Source organism: Chryseobacterium oranimense (assembly GCF_900129755.1).
Taxonomy (GTDB): domain Bacteria; phylum Bacteroidota; class Bacteroidia; order Flavobacteriales; family Weeksellaceae; genus Chryseobacterium; species Chryseobacterium oranimense.
Genome location: NZ_FQWT01000010.1, coordinates 21,635 through 39,915, shown reverse-complemented (window position 1 = coordinate 39,915; position 18,281 = coordinate 21,635). Strand labels below are relative to the sequence as shown.

Annotated in this window: 17 protein-coding genes; 15 read left to right on the top strand and 2 right to left on the bottom strand. The window is 37.2% G+C overall.

What is annotated here, in order from left to right; translation table 11 throughout:
• The 3 genes from BUB03_RS21400 to BUB03_RS21390 all read left to right on the top strand — a co-directional run.
• Positions 1-623, top strand: a 623-nt coding sequence (locus tag BUB03_RS21400; protein WP_228417959.1) for an NUMOD4 domain-containing protein, incomplete at its 5' end; no start/stop codon positions are given.
• A complete protein-coding gene (locus BUB03_RS21395) occupies positions 620-1,168 on the top strand; it encodes a terminase small subunit (RefSeq protein WP_073067004.1) in 549 nt (182 codons plus the stop codon). The genes BUB03_RS21400 and BUB03_RS21395, both read left to right, overlap by 4 nt.
• A 5-nt stretch (positions 1,169-1,173) precedes the next feature.
• Positions 1,174-2,616: a phage terminase large subunit gene (locus BUB03_RS21390; protein WP_073067002.1), complete on the top strand. Its 1,443-nt coding sequence runs from the start codon at positions 1,174-1,176 to the stop codon at positions 2,614-2,616.
• A 14-nt stretch (positions 2,617-2,630) separates the two neighbouring features.
• Here the strand turns inward: BUB03_RS21390 and BUB03_RS21385 are convergent, their stop codons facing one another.
• Both BUB03_RS21385 and BUB03_RS21380 read right to left on the bottom strand, forming a co-directional pair.
• Positions 2,631-2,915: a hypothetical protein gene (locus BUB03_RS21385; protein WP_139258950.1), complete on the bottom strand. Its 285-nt coding sequence runs from the start codon at positions 2,913-2,915 to the stop codon at positions 2,631-2,633.
• A gap of 74 nt (positions 2,916-2,989) precedes the next feature.
• Complete coding sequence (locus BUB03_RS21380) at positions 2,990-3,373, bottom strand: hypothetical protein (RefSeq protein WP_073066996.1); 384 nt, start codon at positions 3,371-3,373, stop codon at positions 2,990-2,992.
• Between the two features lie 99 nt (positions 3,374-3,472).
• Here BUB03_RS21380 and BUB03_RS21375 point away from each other — a divergent pair, with 99 nt between their 5' ends.
• The 12 genes from BUB03_RS21375 (at position 3,473) to BUB03_RS21320 (ending at position 18,270) form a co-directional block, all read left to right on the top strand.
• A complete protein-coding gene (locus BUB03_RS21375) occupies positions 3,473-4,825 on the top strand; it encodes a phage portal family protein (RefSeq protein ID WP_073066993.1) in 1,353 nt (450 codons plus the stop codon).
• 5 nt (positions 4,826-4,830) lie between these two features.
• Positions 4,831-4,956: a hypothetical protein gene (locus tag BUB03_RS22215; protein ID WP_262484344.1), complete on the top strand. Its 126-nt coding sequence runs from the start codon at positions 4,831-4,833 to the stop codon at positions 4,954-4,956.
• On the top strand, positions 4,953-5,792 hold the full coding sequence (locus BUB03_RS21370) for a hypothetical protein (RefSeq protein WP_073066990.1): 840 nt from the start codon (positions 4,953-4,955) through the stop codon (positions 5,790-5,792). Before BUB03_RS22215 ends, BUB03_RS21370 begins: the two co-directional genes overlap by 4 nt.
• Before the next feature lies 1 nt (position 5,793).
• On the top strand, positions 5,794-7,008 hold the full coding sequence (locus tag BUB03_RS21365) for a phage major capsid family protein (protein ID WP_073066987.1): 1,215 nt from the start codon (positions 5,794-5,796) through the stop codon (positions 7,006-7,008).
• 11 nt (positions 7,009-7,019) lie between these two features.
• Positions 7,020-7,259 carry a hypothetical protein gene (locus tag BUB03_RS21360; protein ID WP_073066985.1) on the top strand — a complete coding sequence of 80 codons (240 nt, stop codon included), beginning with the start codon at positions 7,020-7,022 and terminating at the stop codon, positions 7,257-7,259.
• A gap of 2 nt (positions 7,260-7,261) precedes the next feature.
• Entirely contained in the window at positions 7,262-7,927 is a 666-nt protein-coding gene (locus BUB03_RS21355; RefSeq protein ID WP_073066983.1) for a hypothetical protein, read from the top strand.
• Positions 7,924-8,460, top strand: a complete 537-nt coding sequence (locus BUB03_RS21350; RefSeq protein WP_073066982.1) for a hypothetical protein — start codon at positions 7,924-7,926, stop codon at positions 8,458-8,460. The genes BUB03_RS21355 and BUB03_RS21350 overlap by 4 nt, the downstream gene beginning before the upstream one ends.
• 9 nt (positions 8,461-8,469) lie before the next feature.
• Positions 8,470-9,363, top strand: coding sequence for a hypothetical protein (locus tag BUB03_RS21345; RefSeq protein ID WP_073066980.1), 894 nt, complete (start codon positions 8,470-8,472; stop codon positions 9,361-9,363).
• A gap of 144 nt (positions 9,364-9,507) precedes the next feature.
• Positions 9,508-9,999: a hypothetical protein gene (locus tag BUB03_RS21335; RefSeq protein WP_139258948.1), complete on the top strand. Its 492-nt coding sequence runs from the start codon at positions 9,508-9,510 to the stop codon at positions 9,997-9,999.
• 231 nt (positions 10,000-10,230) lie between these two features.
• A complete protein-coding gene (locus BUB03_RS21330) occupies positions 10,231-10,908 on the top strand; it encodes a hypothetical protein (protein ID WP_139258947.1) in 678 nt (225 codons plus the stop codon).
• On the top strand, positions 10,898-15,118 hold the full coding sequence (locus BUB03_RS21325; protein WP_073066974.1) for a tape measure protein: 4,221 nt from the start codon (positions 10,898-10,900) through the stop codon (positions 15,116-15,118). Before BUB03_RS21330 ends, BUB03_RS21325 begins: the two co-directional genes overlap by 11 nt.
• Complete coding sequence (locus tag BUB03_RS21320) at positions 15,109-18,270, top strand: hypothetical protein (protein WP_073066972.1); 3,162 nt, start codon at positions 15,109-15,111, stop codon at positions 18,268-18,270. The genes BUB03_RS21325 and BUB03_RS21320 overlap by 10 nt, the downstream gene beginning before the upstream one ends.
• The last annotated feature ends 11 nt before the right edge of the window (positions 18,271-18,281 follow it).

The window sequence follows — 18,281 nt, the reverse complement described above, 5'->3', positions numbered from 1 at the left end:
GATTGATCAGGAATATTTTGAACTTGGAAAAACAAGGATTGAAAAACTACAGCCATTGCAACCTGAATTGTTTAGGTAGCGGGGTTTTTAATTTAAGGAGTATGGAAAGTAAGACGAAGGAGGATTTACCAGGAGAAATTTGGCAAGAGATACCATATTATTATGGTTATGAAGTGTCTAATTATGGGAGGGTGAAAAGTTACATGAAGAAAAGGCCAATTATCCTTAAGAAAACACTTGCCTCTGGAAAGCATATCGTAAAGATTACTAAAAAGAAGGGTATATATGATAATGTAATTGTTTCCCGCCTGGTAGCATCTGTTTTTATTCGGAACCCTTATTTAAATGAGGTTGTAAAGTTTAAGGACGGTAATTGCTTAAATGATGCAGCAAAAAACCTTGAATGGATCAGTAGGCAACAGAGTATTATTAATGCATCTGGGCGAGAAGGATATTCACAAAAAGGTATCCGCAATGGAATGGCTCTTTTAAATGAGGAAAAGGCAAGTGAAATAAGAAAGATGAAGTCTGCAGGTTTACCTTACGGTAAAATCGCAAGCAAGTATGGAGTATCAATTTCATGTGTAATGTATGTTGTACAGAAAAAATATTGGAAAGTATGAAAACTGATAATAACGACAAGGGTAGGGACCCAAACGGAAAGTTTGCAGAAGGAAATAAATTTTCTCCTGGAAGAACACCTATATATTCAGATCCGGAACATATGGCAACAAAACTACTTGATTACTTTACATGGATAGAGGGTGAATATGTTATCGAAAGGAAAATAACCACAAAGACAACGGGCAAAGGTAAAGAAGCCGTTACTACAACAGAAGATGAACCTGTTAAGATATGGACACGTTATCCTGAACCTCCTACTATGACTGGACTCGCTATTTACTTAGGATTTGCAAGTAGACAATCCCTATATGACTATGCAAAAGAAGACGGTTTTTCTTACCCAATAAAAAGAGCATTGCTGGAAGTTGAAAATAACTATGAAAAAGGCTTATTTGGCGACAAGGTTATTGGAGTATTATTTGCCCTTAAAAACATGGGGTGGACAGATAGGACCGAAACAGATATTACTTCTAAAGGAGACAAGATAAACGCTTCTCCATCTGTTGTAACAGTTGAGATAGTCAAGCCTGATTTCGAGGATTAATAATTATGACAGCTGCAGCAATGAATTTTAAAGCATCTATCGTTTTCGAACGTATATGGAATGCTTTAAATAAGAAGAATCTAAATGAATATGGCAAGCCTGAGCATATTTATAATCTTATCATTGAAGAAGGCAGCTCTAGGAGCACCAAAACATGGAGTAACTTCCAAGCTCTTTATCTTTATTTGCTAGAGAACCCCGGAACATCTGCTACCATCTTACGAGACACTCAAAAGTCATGTAGAGAAATCGTAGAAACAGACTGGAAGAAATGGCTTAAGGATCCAATGGTAAGAACGGCCCAGTACGAAAAAGGTGAAATCACCATTCAGCAATTGGATGAATATTTAGCTTCAGAGAACTTAAATCAATACTTTGTAGAAAATAAAACTAACCATACATGGACGTTTAAGCATAACGGCAATATGATACGGTTTACAGGCTTAGATGACGAGAACAACGCAATGGGGATGTCTCAGACTATATGCTGGATTAACGAGCCGTACAGCTTCAGTAAAGAAGTATTCAAGCAGCTCGCTATGAGATCAAAGGTTATTCTGTTTGACTGGAACCCGAAGCAAAACCACTGGATCGAAAAAGAAAAGATTAAAGATACTACGTTCGTAGATCACTCCACATTTAAAGATAATCCATTCATTACTGCAGAAAGCAGATATAAGATATTAGGCTATCAGTCTGTAAAATACTGTGACATTGTAGTAAGTGGCTATATTTCAGAAGCAGAAGCTAAAACTTACGACTTTAAAGCTAATAAACGCTTGTTTACGGATAAACAACTTAAAGAATTAGCCAGATGTATTAAAAACGAAATTGAAGGATCAGCATCAGACTATGATTGGCTGGTGTATGGATTAGGTTTAAAAGCTGAAAACCCTAAAAAGATTTATAAGAACTGGAAGGTTATCACAATAGAAGAATACAACGCTATTGATGAACGTGAATACTTTGGCCTTGATTATGGTTGGGCTAAACCTACAGCCTTAGTTGGCATCAAGTATGATGGGGATCGTACCCTTTATGTGCGCCCGGCGCTGTATAAACCAATGAATGGCATGGGAGAAACGCCATTAGGCGAATATCTTATTGCTGCGGGGTTCCCAAAAGGGCTGGTAACTTATGGATGGGCGGATAGTTCAGACAAAGAAGCAGGGTCTGAGATCTCATTAACCAATAGCATCATAGAAAACTACTCATTAAATTTAGCTCCTACAAATAAACCTACCTATAAGGCCCGCTGGGAATTCTTTACAAAGATGAGGGTTTGTTATGTGTACGATTCAAATTTTGAATTTGAATATGAGAACTATTCACTTGAATATATCAATGATACGCCTACCGGAAAGCCAATAAAAAAGGATGATCACTATATGAACGCATTTGAGTATGGAGGATGGGGAATTAAAGAGTATTTAGGGATTGTTCTTTAACACAATAAACCTTTTTATAAGCCTAATTTTATATCCGTCTCAATAATTATGTCAATCTTATTAAGGATTGACTTCCCGTTTTTTAAATCAGTATAAGTTTTTTGTGTATTTAAAGACATAGAAATTGAAATATCTTTATTTACATTGACATAGTTTTGTAACTTTTCCCTAAAATCATTTTCAATAGCTTGTACTTCCTTCGTTACCTGAGTTTGCTTAATCTTTCTTTTTTCGATTAGCTGATCAAAAGTCTTTTCATCTATTGGTCCGCTTTCTTCTAAATATCCATTATTTTCCATATAGTAAATTTTCTTTTTCATTCGTAATACCTTCGGGAATTAAATCAATACTACAACACTTATCTAAATTAGTTTTATTCTTTGATTTCATCCGTTTGAGTTTTTATAGTTAATTCTTCCCTTTTAACAGCAAAATAAAGGTTTTGTAAATCGTGAACATATAGATTTTCAGTTCCTAATAGTATTCCGTTATAGTCATATTCAAAGCCTTGTATAATTAAACTTCTTTGATCAAGCCTTATTATAAATCTATCTTTAGAAAATTCATTACCGTCCTTTTCGAACCCAAGCTTCAGCAACCATTCATAATTTAATGGTATTGGGTTTAATGATAAACCAGAAAAACCAATAGACTCATTATTAACCCTGATGCTTCTATGATCAATAGAAGTAACAGTACTAACTTTGCCATCATAATCATAGACCAGATTGCCAATTCTTAATTCATTTTCTTCCATATGTAAATTTACTCATTCAATATTAAAATTCAAAGAAATAATTTACAGTCGCCAACACTAGAAGACCGATAAACTAATTTTGTTATAAACAGTGAGTAAGTGAACGTTTTTACAAAGATTGGTAATGTTGTTGATACTATAAAACACGCTTGGGATGGTGATTATTTGCCGTACACAAGACTTGATGATGGTACACATGCTTACAATTACGGAACAAGTCGAATTGATGAATTTCTTGACGTAGTTGGAATTAAAAAAGCTTACTACACACCTGTAGAAAATCTTAAATATTATTACCATAACGTTTTCTTTCTGGCTGACTGTATTGATCTATATGCAGAAACCTGCAGCCAGGTTAATATTATTGAGATTGACAAGAACGGAAATGAAATAGAGAATTCAAAGTACGTAGAGTTTCTAAATAATCCAAACCCATTTCAAACATTGCCAGAGTTTATCACTGAAATGGTGATCAATACCTTAACAACTGGAATATCTATTCAATCCGGCAACTATTTTAAAAATGGAAACTTAAAGATTGGCTCACAGCTTTATAATATCGACTTCAACAGACTTTCTATGCCTGCCATTAAAAACCCTTATATAGTTACCGGAAAGGGATTGCAAGATTTGGACGTAAAGGAAAGACTAGATGGTAGAGAGGTGCGACCACTTAAAATGTTTGAACTCGCTTACTTCTATGATCGTTTACCACAGAAAGGATTTGATATTAGCAGCTATAACCCTAAGAATTATTTTAACCCGACATCGCGAATATTCCCCCTTATATCATCCTTGCAAACTTTGATCAATTCACAAGACACAATGTGCTATTTGACCAATAGTCCTGTCAACTCTGTATTGAGTCCTGATCATGGGAATACGAGTGCAGGAGGTTATAGACCATTAGAGGGTGATCAAAAGAGAGATGCTGAATTTAAGTTATCAGGCAAAGGGCCTTATGGAGCCGGCCGTGGCAAGATCGGAGACACCATTGTGACAAATGAAAGTTTAAAACATTTAGATCTATCAAGGAACAACGCAAAGGCTCAGAATATTGAAATGCAAGACAATGCAAAGAGTAATATCAGGACCCGTTTTTCTATTCCTAAAGACTATTTCTTTGATTCTACCTACGAAAACAAACAGGTATCAGAAGCTAGGTTCACTTTAGGACCTGTAAAAGCAATAACAGATAAATGGCTGAATACCCTGGTTCAAAAGTCTCCTGAATACTTCAATAACGGAAATGCCTTGATAGGAAAGTATGATCATTTACCTAGTGTTATTGCCGGGAAAAGTGCTGAAGAAAACGCTTCTGCATTGGATAGAGCAAAAACAACAAATGAGGTAATTAAAGCATATAAAGAATTCAAGCTTATTGACCCAGAAATAACATGGGACGATTTCTTGATTGCACACCAATTCAATGGCTTTTATAAAGTAAAATAATTCTTATGAAAAACATGATCAACAAAATAGATAAGCTATTAAAAGAGGATGAAAATTTGCCTCCGAAATTAAAAGCTGAACTGGAAAAGAAGAAAAAGATTTTGTCGAATGATAAAGCTGTGAAAAAATGATAGTAGTAAAGGAGTTTCCAAATAAACAATTCAGTTCTAAATCTGAGCTGTTTAAAGCATTGAAAGAACATAAGGATATTATAGTAAGTGCCAAAAAGGCTGAAATCTATAAGTCTTGTGAGAAGGGATTGTCTGTAGTAACGAATCAGATGTTGATCTCTAAATTTTCTGAAGCTTCAAAGTCTTTTGAAATTGATGATGATTATTACTATTTCGTGGTAAATAGCTCAAATATCCTGGATAGCCATTCAGATCTTCATATTCCTGGTAATTGGGACAAGACGGTAAAGGAACAGCAGGGTAAAGTTTACCTGGTATGGGATCATACGCTTATCAGAACTGAGATCATAGCGATGAAAAATGATGTCGAAATGCTGACTGCGGAAATACCATTTAAGTCTATTGGCAAGAATTACGAGGGTAGTACGTACTGTTTAATTTACAAAGTGCGTAAAGATAAAATAGTAAATGAAGATGCTAAAAAATGGCTTAATGAAGGCTTTGAGTTTGAAGCAAGTGTAAGAATGCAGTATGTAGATATTGATCTTGCTATTGATTCCAATGACGAAGACTATGAAAAAGAGAAAACCATTTTTGACACATATTACCCCCAAATAGCCAACAAGTCAGACTATGAAGATATATTCTACTTCTGGGTTGTAAAACAAGCTAAAAACGTGCTTGAAAGTTCCCTTGTAATGTTTGGGAGTAATCCAGCAACAGGAAGAATACAAGAAAACGAAGAGCCGGTTAAATCCACTCTTATAAATATCGAGCCGGCGGATGCCACTCATGGTGAACAAAACAAAAATATTAACGATTTATTTTTAATTTAAAATGAAATTCGAAAGAAAGACACTAAAACAGATCGCGGAAATGTCACCGGAGGAAAAGGAGGCATATTACACCGCAAAAGAAGCTAATGATGCAGATGTTAGGAAAGGAGAAATTGACGCAGCTTTAGATCCTATTTTAAAGGGCCAAAAAACCACAGAACAGCAAATTAAAGACATTGCTGAAACGGTTAATTCCATTGAGGAAAAAGTACGCGTTCAGATGCAGCCTGAAATGAAAGGTTTCTTACATACGGTTATTAAAGAAAATCATGAAGCAATTGTAGAGGCTTTCAAAGGAAGAGAACATTTCTCTTTTACCGTTGAAAAAGTTCCTGCAATGCACATGACTAATAACGGTACAGTAAGCAATGTATCTGGATTAACATATCCTACTGGTTCATTTGAAGTTGACAACGATATTGCGTTGATCAGAGTTCCGGAAAACTTTATTCTTAATGTTATCAGGAATACTCAAAGAGCCAATGTTCCTGAGTATGTAATCAAAAAACAGCAGGTTCCGGGAGAAGGAGCGGCTGCAGTTGTTGCCGAAGGAGCTGTTAAGCCTTTGATCCAGAAAAAATTTCAGAACACTTCTACAATGAGAAAAAAATACGCTGGACGTATTGAGTGGAGTGAGGAATTTGTAATGGATTTTCAAGCCTTACTGGATGCTATTATTGACATGTTTGAACTTGATGTTCTTACGGCATGGCAGGATGGTTTGGTTGATCAAATTGAGGCCAACGCAACCGCTTATGTTGCTTCATCCTTAGATGACACGCTGCCAAATCCAGATAATGGACTGGCTATCGTTGCAGTTATGCAGCAGATCAAGTCATTAGGATATAATCCAAACTTCGCGATTATGAACCCAGCTGACATTGATGCAGCAGTTTACACCCAGGATCAAAACGGAAACTTCTCATTGAAACCTTATATAGACGCTTCCGGGAATAAAATCGCTGGATTAACCGTAATCCCGACATTAAAAATGAACCAGGGAGAAGCATTAGTGGGTGATTTCTCAATTTACAAAGAGATCCACACAGGATTTATATTCAGAAGAGGTCAGTATGATGATCAATTCATTAGAAATGAGTATACAGCAGTAGGGGAAGTGTTCTCTGTGATCAACGCAGCGCCAGCACAATATCCGGCAGTAGTTAAAATCAACCTTGCAACTGTTAAAGCAGCTTTGCTTAAACCAGCAGCTTAAAATTTACAATTATGTCAGCAAAAATTAAAGTAGACGAAAAAGAAGAAAAAGAAATCAAAGGGACTAAGGTATCTTTTGATAAAGTGTCAGAATATAAGGCAATTAAACTTAAGTCTGACGGTGTTACATACGTTGAACATAAGGTTCTGGCCGATAAGCTTATCAGTAAGAAATTAGCTGAAGAAGTTAAAGGAGTTGAAATTGAAGTTTCTGAGTCTAACACTCAGATTCTAAAAGGAGATAAAAAATAGTCATGAGTTTAATAGACAATACATACTTTCAGGATTCGAACATTGTGGCCAACATTAATGAGCCTGATCCCAATGCGAAAACAGACAATGTTTTGGGCCTTAAGATAATTAAGGGCGAAAGGGATGTATTGTCTTTTGCTTTTGGCTTTGAAATGTGGGAAGATTTCAAACAGTACATCACCAATGGAATAGATGGTAATACGCCCGGAAACTACTTGGAGATAATAAACGGCAAGACCTACACCATACAGGGTAAAAAGCACTATTGGGAAGGCTTAATTCTGCCAGAAACAAAAGAAAGTCTTTTAGCTGATTACGTGTATTGTACTTATCATGATGATAACCAAACACAGACTACAGGAATAGGAGAAGTTGCAGTAGATAACAAGGTGGGGAACCGCGTATCAATGACCTCCAAAATGACCAAAGTCTGGAATAGGTTTATAGAAAAACTTCATGGTGGATTCAGGTCTCACCCTTCAGGGTTTACAATAGAAGGAAACCCATTTTGGTATTTACCAGGTGGAGGTGTGGATTATTACGGTATCAATCGCAAGTCCGGGAATGTATCTTTAGTTCAGTTCCTGTTTGACAATAAATCAGACTATCCTTTGCTTGATACTAATTATAGGAGGTTTGGGGAATTTAAAAATGAGTTGGGATTATGATTAATCACCACGTCTTATTAGATCAGCTACTTAATGGCGCTTTCGCTGTTGAATACAATGGTAAAGAATGGATCATTAAGTACACTGAAGGAGATCTTGTCGAACTGACTAAAAAACTGAATGATTCAAGCTCTAAATATCCTTTAATTTGGCTTCAAACAGGTTATGTAGTAAGTGAAGGAGTTTCTAAAAATCAAACAGTACTAAAGGGGTGCAGGTTCTTTTTTATCACAAAAGGAAGTTTAAATGACAGGTATAAGAAAAGGTTTGAAGATACTTATCAGTTTTTGCTTTATCCTATCCTTTTACGTTTCAGAAGTCTTATAAACAAAACAAAAGGGATTGAAATATCTGGTGGTTGGAATTATACTGCACTTCCCTTGAATGATGTTGATGAGCTTAACAGTAAAGACGCTAATGGTAAACGTAAACCCGAACCTGTAACAATTGGCGATGTATGGGACGCTGTGATTCTGGAAATAGATTTAACGATTTCAGAAGACTGTTTCCCCGAATTAAAATTTAAAAATTAAAATAAAGTTATGTTAACAATCAAAAAATGTAATGAAGCCGGACTTATTGCCAGATTAGGGGGTATGTTTTGCGGCGAGGAAATGGTAACCGGGGTTATTTTCGCAGACAGAAGAGTGCGATTCGACCCGGCAACTTTTACTAAGACAATTTTGGATGGTTTCATTCAAAAGGATTGGATCATTGGAACAGTAGAAATTGATGCAGCAGAAGATGCTGATGTTGATCCTGGGTATACTGATCTGGCGAACGGGAAGAGTATCAAAAATACTGACGGTGTTAAGAAGTGGAATATGACCTTCTACAAAAACAGTTGTTTCCAGAATCAGCTTCAGAAGCTCGACAAATCAGAGAGATATTCTATTTTCTTGGTATTTGCTGACGGTTCCGTAATTGGACAGCAAATGAAAGACGGAAAAATTAAAGGTTTCGATGCGAGATTATTCACCGGCATCAAGAAAGTTAAGACTGCTGCAGAAGGCGGAGGTTCTACATTAAGAATCGACCTTGCTCCTTCTGCAATGAAATATTGGCAAGGCCAGGCGGTTGTATTTGAAGCTGATGATGTTGCTTTCGATGAACTGAATCCGGTAACGGCGGTAAGCATTGATATTCTTTCAGCCTTAACTGCTACATCTACCACAACGAAAGTTAAAGTTACCAATATGTGTGCTGATTCGGTTGTTTCGGGATTAGTAACGGCGGATAATTGGAGTATGAGAAGAAATGGGGATTTAGAGCCTGTTACTGCTGTTGCGGAGCTAAACGGTGATTACACATTTACTCATGCAGCACTGACTGCGAACGATAGTATTTCATTTGAAATTGATGTGGCGGGATCACCTGTTTATGTACTTGATACGGATTATTATGCAGGTAAATCGGAAACTGAAAAAGTAGCGTAATGAAATACGAAATTATAAATTATGTAATAGTACCACCAAAGCCTTTTCCTTCCATGGGAGAGGCGGTACGCTACATACAGAAAAGGTTTCCGGAATTGACTCGGAACACGATTGAAAAGTATATTTCTCCAAAACCACCAGAAGATGGCAAAGATAAATCCGGAAACATTTCTGAAGAGGATCCAGCTGGCGAAAAAGATGATGCCAAAGATGGTCCAACAGGCTCTAAAAGAGTCAAATCTGGAAAAGATCAACCAGGACAATCTACTTAGGGGCAAAACAAATGATGGCGGGCGAATGCCCGCTTACTCTACCAAGTACCGCCGTGGAAATTTGTTCTATGCAGATTATAAAAGCCGTGCCAATCCATTAAATAACCGGCGATGGGACTTAAAACACTGGTGGGATAAGAAATACGACGGTAAATTTTACAAAAGTATAAAAGCAAGAGTCAATCTGAAGGAAGTAATATTTACTACCAATTATGACCCGGTTTATATGCGCGGTATTTATTCTGTGATCTCAAAATCCAGAATTGTTGGTATTACGAAAAAGCAGATGATTGATGTTCAGATCGCCAACAAACCCAAAATCAAGTCAAGGCTTGATAAACTTGTTAATACGGGAAGACTATAATGTGCAATTGCAGTAAAGCGGTCTCAAAAACAGACTGCCAATTATTAAAAAAGTACGCAACAGATCCGGCAAAACGATTTTTTATCTATCATGTTTTCGATCTGCCAAGAGGTCTTGAAATAGCCTGGATCCCAAACGGACAAAACCCAAATGAAGTTGCGACACAGCGAGGATTTTTAAATGCTGATGGAATCCCTGAATGGTTTAATGTTAAAGAACACCCCTGTTTATATGAAGAAAGCTCAAACCAAAACGAAACTTAAAATTTACCAAGACAGTAAAGAGATCCCCTTCTGGAATTACAAAAGAATAGACCAGACAGGGGATTATTTTTACATGATAAGAGGCTATGAGTCAGGGGATGAGGTTCCTGATGTTGATCTGGATGAATTAAAGGCCAAATATGAAGAAATTGAGCAGGATTACGCTATTTCTATCAACATGAAGAATGAAGAAGTCCTTCAATATGGCCAGATCGCTGTTGCTCAAAATGAAATGAACCGGTACCAACTCATGATCAAAATGATTGATTTGTGCCTTAAAACTCAGGAATTGAGCGATTCTATGGGTGTAACAACTTCAGAAGACTTCAATGAGCAAACAATCAGAGAGCTATTAAAGCATTTTAAGGTACAAAAGTGCGAATCGTTGACGGAACAGCGACAGAAGTTAGTTGAGAAGGTAGAAAAGCATAAAAATAATATTGAGAAACTAAAGAGTTCCATTAATAAAAATGAGGTTACAGATTCGGGAGATTTCAATCTTACTGACCAGTTTATTTGCCTTCAAATGGGACTGGAAATGCAGATTGATGATAAGCAGATTTCATTGTATGAATTTGGGCTTTATGTAAAAAGATTGATTGAGAAAGTGGAAGCAACTAATAAGGCGTTGAAAAATGGGAAGTAATGATGTATTAGCGGTAATTCAAGCCCGGAAATCGGTAGATGAACTTAGATTGATTGAGGCGGAAGGAAAAAAAGTAGTAAAGATGTTCAAAGATATGGTTACTCAGTCAAACCTGATTAATCGATCTTTGAATACCGGAAGACTGCGTGAATTCAACGCTGCCTTACAGGAATTAAACAGTACAACACAACAACACGCTACATTAGAACGTCAATTGGCAGCAGCGCTGGAAAGAACAGCCAGGTTAGAGCATCAGCAGGCGCAATTAGCCACCGAACAGGCCAGGACCAGAAGGGAAGTTTCCCGGGCAACAACAGAGGAAAGTAGAGCCCGCCAGCAATTAGCAAGAGAAGCACAGCAGGAAGCCCGCCAGACAAGGGATAGTAACAGTGTTCATGCTCAATTTACTCGTCAGGTTCGTGAAGCAAGAGACCGAGCCCGGGAATATGGTACCCAGATAAGAAACCTTCGTGAAGGAGTCCGCGCCGGTACGGTTTCTGCCAGGGAATACAGCCAGCAATATCCGGAACTTGTCAGAAGATTTCGGGAAGCAAGAAATGAGGGGATACGACTTCAAAGGCAGCTTAACAATATCAATCAATCAACTCTTCCGGCAAGTCAAAGGTTTGGAGCCTTGAAAGGAAGAATCATGGATATTGTAAAGGCTCTAGGGTTGGTAAATGTCGCTCAGAATGTTGCTGGTTATTTCTATCAGATGGGTGAGAAAGCTTACGAGACATCCAAGAAGCTTGACACCTTGCGTCTTTCGCAGAAAACTGTATTTGAAACCAATGATGAGGTTTACAAGCAGAATGACTTTTTAACGAAAACAGCAGAAAGATATGGAATTGAGATTCTGGGTTTAAGTGATGCTTATACGAAGTTTGCCGCATCTGCAAAAGACACCTATTTGGAGGGGCAAAGATCACAAACCATATTTGATGCGGTTACAAGATCCAGCGCGTTGCTTGGTGTCAATACTGAAGATACCACCGGTATTCTCCGTGCGTTAGGGCAAATGATGTCTAAAGGAAAGGTCCAGGCGGAAGAATTACGTGGCCAGCTTGGGGATCGTATGGCTGGTGCATTTAAATTATTTGCTGACGGAATGGGAGTTTCTACCGCTCAGCTGGATAAAATGCTGAAAGATGGTGAAGTGTTGGCAGATGATGTTTTGCCGAAATTCGCCGAACAGCTCAATAAAAAATATTCCCTTGGAATTGGGGAAGAAATACAAACGCAAGCAGCAGCCACCAATAGAGCTGCTAATGCTTGGGTGGCTTTTGTTGATGGAATAGAACAGGGTTCCGGAGCTATTTCAAAATCAGTAATCAGTGTTTCCACTGCATTTACTAGGATGCTTGAAATGTTAACCCCAAATAAGGAAGTTACCATTATTGAGAAAGAGCAGGCTGAATTAAATATGCTGGGTTATGAGCTTAAAAAGAATTTCAATGATGAGAAAAAGAGAAAGGAAATATTAGAAGAAATTACTAAGATTAATCCTTTTTTCCTCAATGGTCTGGACAAGGAAAATCTAACACTAGAAAGTATTGGCAACCAGTTACGTATTGTAAACGAGCAGTACGTTCAAAAAATAGCCTTAGAAAAAGCAGGAGAAAAAATAAAGGAATTAGTTGAAGACCAAGCACAGGCTTACATCTATTTAAATAAAGTATTTTCTGAAAATATTGTCGTGTATAACGGCATGAATGAAGTCACAAAGAAAACCTTAGAAGACTTTAAAAATGGTTCAATAGGCTATTGGGATGCTTTAGCCAAAATCAATAAAAATACAAAGGCATTTACTAAAGAAAATGATACCGCTAGAGATATGTTGAACCAAATGAATTCAATCATTGCTCAGGGTACATTAAACTTTGATGGTTTTAACAGGGGTATTGACGGAAATAGAATTGCAATCAAAAATGCTACAGCCGAATATAATTCTTTGGTGAATATGTTTGACAAAATGCTAGGAAAGCAGAAGCAATTGGTATTTATGAACGGTCTTACCTCAAAAAGCTTTGACGGAATGGGTAAAGAGCAGATTAACCGTTTTAAAGAAGCTAACGAAATCATTCAGCAAGCGACCCTTAAAGGTGAAAAGTTTGCCTTAGTCCGCAATGTTTGGAGGGCTCAAAACGCAAAAGGAGGCTGGTTTACAACAAATAAAAAGGCAGATGACTGGTTCTTGGAAGATGGAATGCTGAAGAAAAGAGAAAAGTCCAAAGGTATAGAAAAAGTCGAAAAGCCTAAGCCATATACCGGTGCTAAATTAGATGGTTATCAAAAGGACAAGATGAACACCCTGCAAGCTGAAAGGGACACTTCCATTGCCTATTTAACACAGCAACAAAATGAAGGTCTTATTAATGAACAGCAATTCCAGGAAAAAAGAATTGAAATCATTAAGGGTTACACTGCGAAGGTTCAAGCATATTTAAAAGGCACCAATGCCAAAGAAAAACAAGTTGAAGGAGCTGCTATATTAAAGGCTTCATCGGAAATCAAGAGTTCGCTTAAGGAGCAATATGATTATTTCCAGAAAGAGGCTGAAAACACCTTCCAAATGAGTCAAAACATATTTGAAAGACAGGCCACTGCTCTTGAAAATGATGATTACTTGACTAATACGGAGCGTCTTGATAAGCAAATCGAATTAGATGGTAAAATTTTAGAGTCGACGACTCAATTTTATGAGGATCAAATAGCTCTAGCAAAAAGGCTAAATCAGGATGTTTTATCTGTTGAGAGGAAAAGGGATGAAGAAATTGGCAAAATACAGGATGCAAGGTCTGAAAAGATAAGGTCAAAAATTGAAGCCCGTATTAAAGACCTTGAAACCGAAAGCGCCAATGCTACCTTCAAGGAAAATGTAACTTTTGAAGAGCAAAAAAGGTTAATCCTTTCCAGTAAGAAGCTTTCTAATGAAGAAAAAACTTATAGAATTTCATTACTGGAAATTGACAATCAAATAAAGCAGAACAATCTTAAAATTGCAGAATTAAAAGCACTTAAAGCCGAATATGATTTAAAAGTTGCTATGGCTGATTTACAGGGTCAGAAAAGCCCGGAGTTTGCCAACAAGTCATTAGAGGCTGAAAACCAAATTAAGAGTTTAGAAACCAATAATACAGAATTAAATAATGATGCAAAAAATCTTGTATCAGAAAAAACACAAGCCCTCCGGGATGCAGTAACACAAGGATTTAAGACCATTGGATTTGAACAATTAGCTGATGCTTATTCCGCAACCATGATTAGGCTAAAGAATGACACTGCCTCATGGAAAGATTACGCGGTACTTGCTGCAACTGCAGTATTAGAATCACTGAGCAAGCTTAATGAAAAGCAAAAAGAAAAAACTCTTGCTAATCTTGACGAACAGCTTAAATATTCACAGGAAACAGCAGATCAGGAAACGGAATTCATTAATGGACGTTTAGAGCAACTAAATGCTTTAGAGGACCTTACTACAGAGCAGATGGACGAAAGATCACGTCTGGAAGCTGAAGCAATGGTAGTAAAAGAACAGCAACGTCAACGGGAAAAATTGATTGAAACCCAAAAAGCAAAAGCCGAACAAAAGGCAGCTGCTCAACAGGCTTTAATTAACGGTGCATTAGGAGCAACAACTTCACTCGCTCAATACGGCTTTAATCCAGCTGGGATCATTGCTGCTGCGCTTGCTCTTGCGTTTGGTGTTGCTCAATCAGTATCGATCATGTCAAAAGATCCAACCCCTAAATATTGGAAGGGTAGACAGAGAGGTCCGGCAGAGTGGGCATGGAGAGACGAGCAGGGCGCCGAACTTCATACAGACAAATATGATAGAATTAAATCTTTTGGATCCAACAGCGGAGCAAAGTTGACCTGGCTCGATGAAGGAGACAAAATTTATACCGCTAATCAGACAAAGGATATTTTGAAGACTATGGGTCCAAATACTAAGATTGGACACAGGTTAATTAAAAAATCTATACAACAAAGCCTGCAAGTACCTTATGTTAATATCATCAACAAAACAGAAGACAATAGTGAAAAAATAAGTCGATTGATCGCTAAAGAGGTAAGAAAGGCTCAAAGAGATTTAGGCACAACTTCCATACGGAAAGAGAATGGTAGAATTATTAAAGAAAGACCAGGATATGTATCAAGAGTAGTAGGGACATACGATTTAAAAACAGGAGAAGAGACATGGATATAAAAAATATTGCCTTTGAGAACGGGGTAAAGAAAATATTTAAAATGATTGTCGTTTCCGGGCAATATGCAGGAGATTATGTAATTGAAACGCCTGATGGCTGGAATCAGGCGGACTCAATTGTCAATGTTGATGATGAATTGTTTTTTGTGAAGGATTTCATCATTGGAGACAATGAGAAGCTTGTATTCTGGCAGTATAGCCAACCCATCGCCTTTAATTTATTGAAAAACGTAAACGAAGAGCAAAGGGGTGACGGACATGTTATTTTCAAATGGATTGCTGTAAAAAATGGGGTGGAATACGATCTCCTTCAGGATAATTTTGAAGTGAATTTTAATAAGTATTCCCTGAAGCCTGGAAAAAGTATGTTTAAAATCGAAATTGAATTGATCAAGAGCGAAGCCAGGAACAAATTATTTAACAGGGAAGATACTTCAATTGACTTGTTTGCAACAAAAGATCTGGATGAAAATGTGATCACGCCAGTAGAAACATTTCCAATCGGGTATAAGAAAGGGAATAAAACCCTTACTAATTTATATTATTACGATATTTCACAGCTGCAGTCAACTGTTTTCCCAAGTAATTTTCATTTTTTGTCTTTTGCAAGGTCCGAAGAATATGAATTTGGCGACAATACGAATGCTTATGCGGGAATGAAAATTGGAGCAACTTATCCGTATGAGCTTGGTCCTTTTGTTTCAACCAACATAACCCTGAAGAAAATAGAAATTGAGATCGTCGATATGCATGTCAAATTTAGAAGACAGTCTGCAGGGGCACCTGCCGTAACTCTATTTGCTATTGTGACTGGAAATAATTATAGAAAAATTTATGGGCTTAAAGCAGCAACTCCCGTAATGGGAAGCCCGGACTATTCTGAAATAATAATAGATTATGAAAAATTCCCTTTATTAAATCCCGAAAATCTTCAGCCTGGACAAAGTTTATCCCTTGTTTTTAACTGTGATGATTTTTTCATGTATGAAAGCATTAAAACAAATACAAGTATTATCATCACAACCAATATGGAATCCCCGCTGGTGAGGACAAGCGGGATAAGACTTATTGAAGGGTTCCGGCAATTGGTGAAAAGCTACACAGCATCTTCCTTGAATGTTGTGAGTAATTTTTTAGGACCCGGTGGGACATTTTTCAACACTTCTATTTCTACCGGAATTTTCCTGCGTGGTCTTCCACTTAGATATACTACACAGAAAATAAAAACTTCAATGAAATCCATGTTAACTGATGGAGCCGCAAAACTGTTGACGCTGGGCTATGACATTATTGGAAACGATGTTGTGATAGAAGATTTAAAATACTTCTTTAAAGATTTTCAGTCCTTCGATCTGTCAAACAAACAATATTTGAATGATTACAACTTTGATAATGACAAGGATGTTACTTTTAATAGCCTCGTTTTTGGATCCAAAAAATACTCAACTAAAATAAAGGACGATATTCAGAACTTTATTACTGTGGCTGAGTTTTCAACGCCTATAATAACGGTGAAAAATAAGTTTGATAAGCAGACAGATTTAATCATTGACGAGTATAAGATACAGGAGCTGATCGAGGATAAGTCAACATCAACCAATGATAATGACGATGATTTGGTCTTAATTGATATGGTTGAACAAACCAATTATTGGGATTCCGGGGTATTTGAGAACTGTTTTCACTCAGTAGATGGGGGTTATTTACTGTTGACATGTACATCAACAGCATTTGATACAACCATGATTCAGGAAGGAGGAGAGGTTCAAATAACCGAAGGCATCAATGCCGGCTCATGGATAGTATTAAGTATTGATGGTGCCAAAATGAAATTGAGCAAGAGTTCAGGAATCGTTGAAGGCGCATCTGATACACCATTATATTACAATATTTCATCACTGATTAAAAACAGGTCTCTGAATGATGGATTTACTGAGCCAAACTACATAAGAAATCCGGAAACGTCAACGAATGCAAGGCATAATCCCAAATACCATATGGCCAGATGGTTTCAATATTTTGGAAGTGGGCTGACAAAGAAAAAAGGAACTGATATTATCAAGGTTACCAATTACAAGAATGAAGAAAGAGCTTCCATGAAGGCGGTATCACCAGATTTAGCATATGAGTTACCCGGAACGGTTGTTGTTGGGGCTAACGAGCCTTTAAGCAGGCTGCGAGCAAACACGCCGCCGTTATTCAACGGGCAAACTGTAGACATCAAGTTTACGCAGGTAACATTTGAAGACTTTATTACCCTTTATGAAAATTGGAGGTATGGTATTGGCGGGAATCGGCTTAATAGCAGGGGGTATATAACCATAAATTCACCCATAGGTATTTTAGATGTATATCCCTTTGGTGATGGCGCCTTTTCTCATAATAGGAGGTATAACACATTGGGTATAAAAGGGAAGATCAAAGGAAAGGCAATTGCAAATCCAATCCTTATTTCGGCTATTCAGGTTAACAGAAATACATTCACATTAGTTTGGGATTATGTAGACGAATTCGTCAATCCGGTGATTTCTATTCAGTATTCATTGGATGGACAAAGCTGGATCAGCGTTAAAACCGTTAACGATGTTAAAACCGATACTGTTACTTCAGATGCACTTAATAATGTGCTTACCGGAACGGATGTTTATTTCCGGATCATGGTAAGCTCGGATGAGTATTTCAACAAAATATCTAACACGCAGGTTGTTAACTGGCAATTTAATGACTACCGGATCACTGAAATAAGAAGGGCTGAAAATTTAGAATGCGGTTATAGCGAGCTTGTATTTGACATTGAGGGCACTGTTGATCTGAATGTTGAATGGACGTTTAATAGTTATCCAGGAGGCGGAAAAGCACAGTGTATTGATTATACAGGACCGGAACAGATCAACATAATAACAGATTACGGAATAGACGCAACCGAGATTAGAAATACTACTATTTCTGTTGATGGAGAAAGTAAAAGATTTGAACTGAGGCTATATGATTCTGACAAGGACGCAGACCTGACATTTTTGAAGTGTTACAAAACTCCTCATAATAATGAAATAGCTTTAACATCGGCTGATATGTTCGTAAAATTGACTAATACAGAGACATCTGAAGAGGATTACATAGCTCTAAATGTTTTCACAACTAAATATTACTAACTCAATGTTTA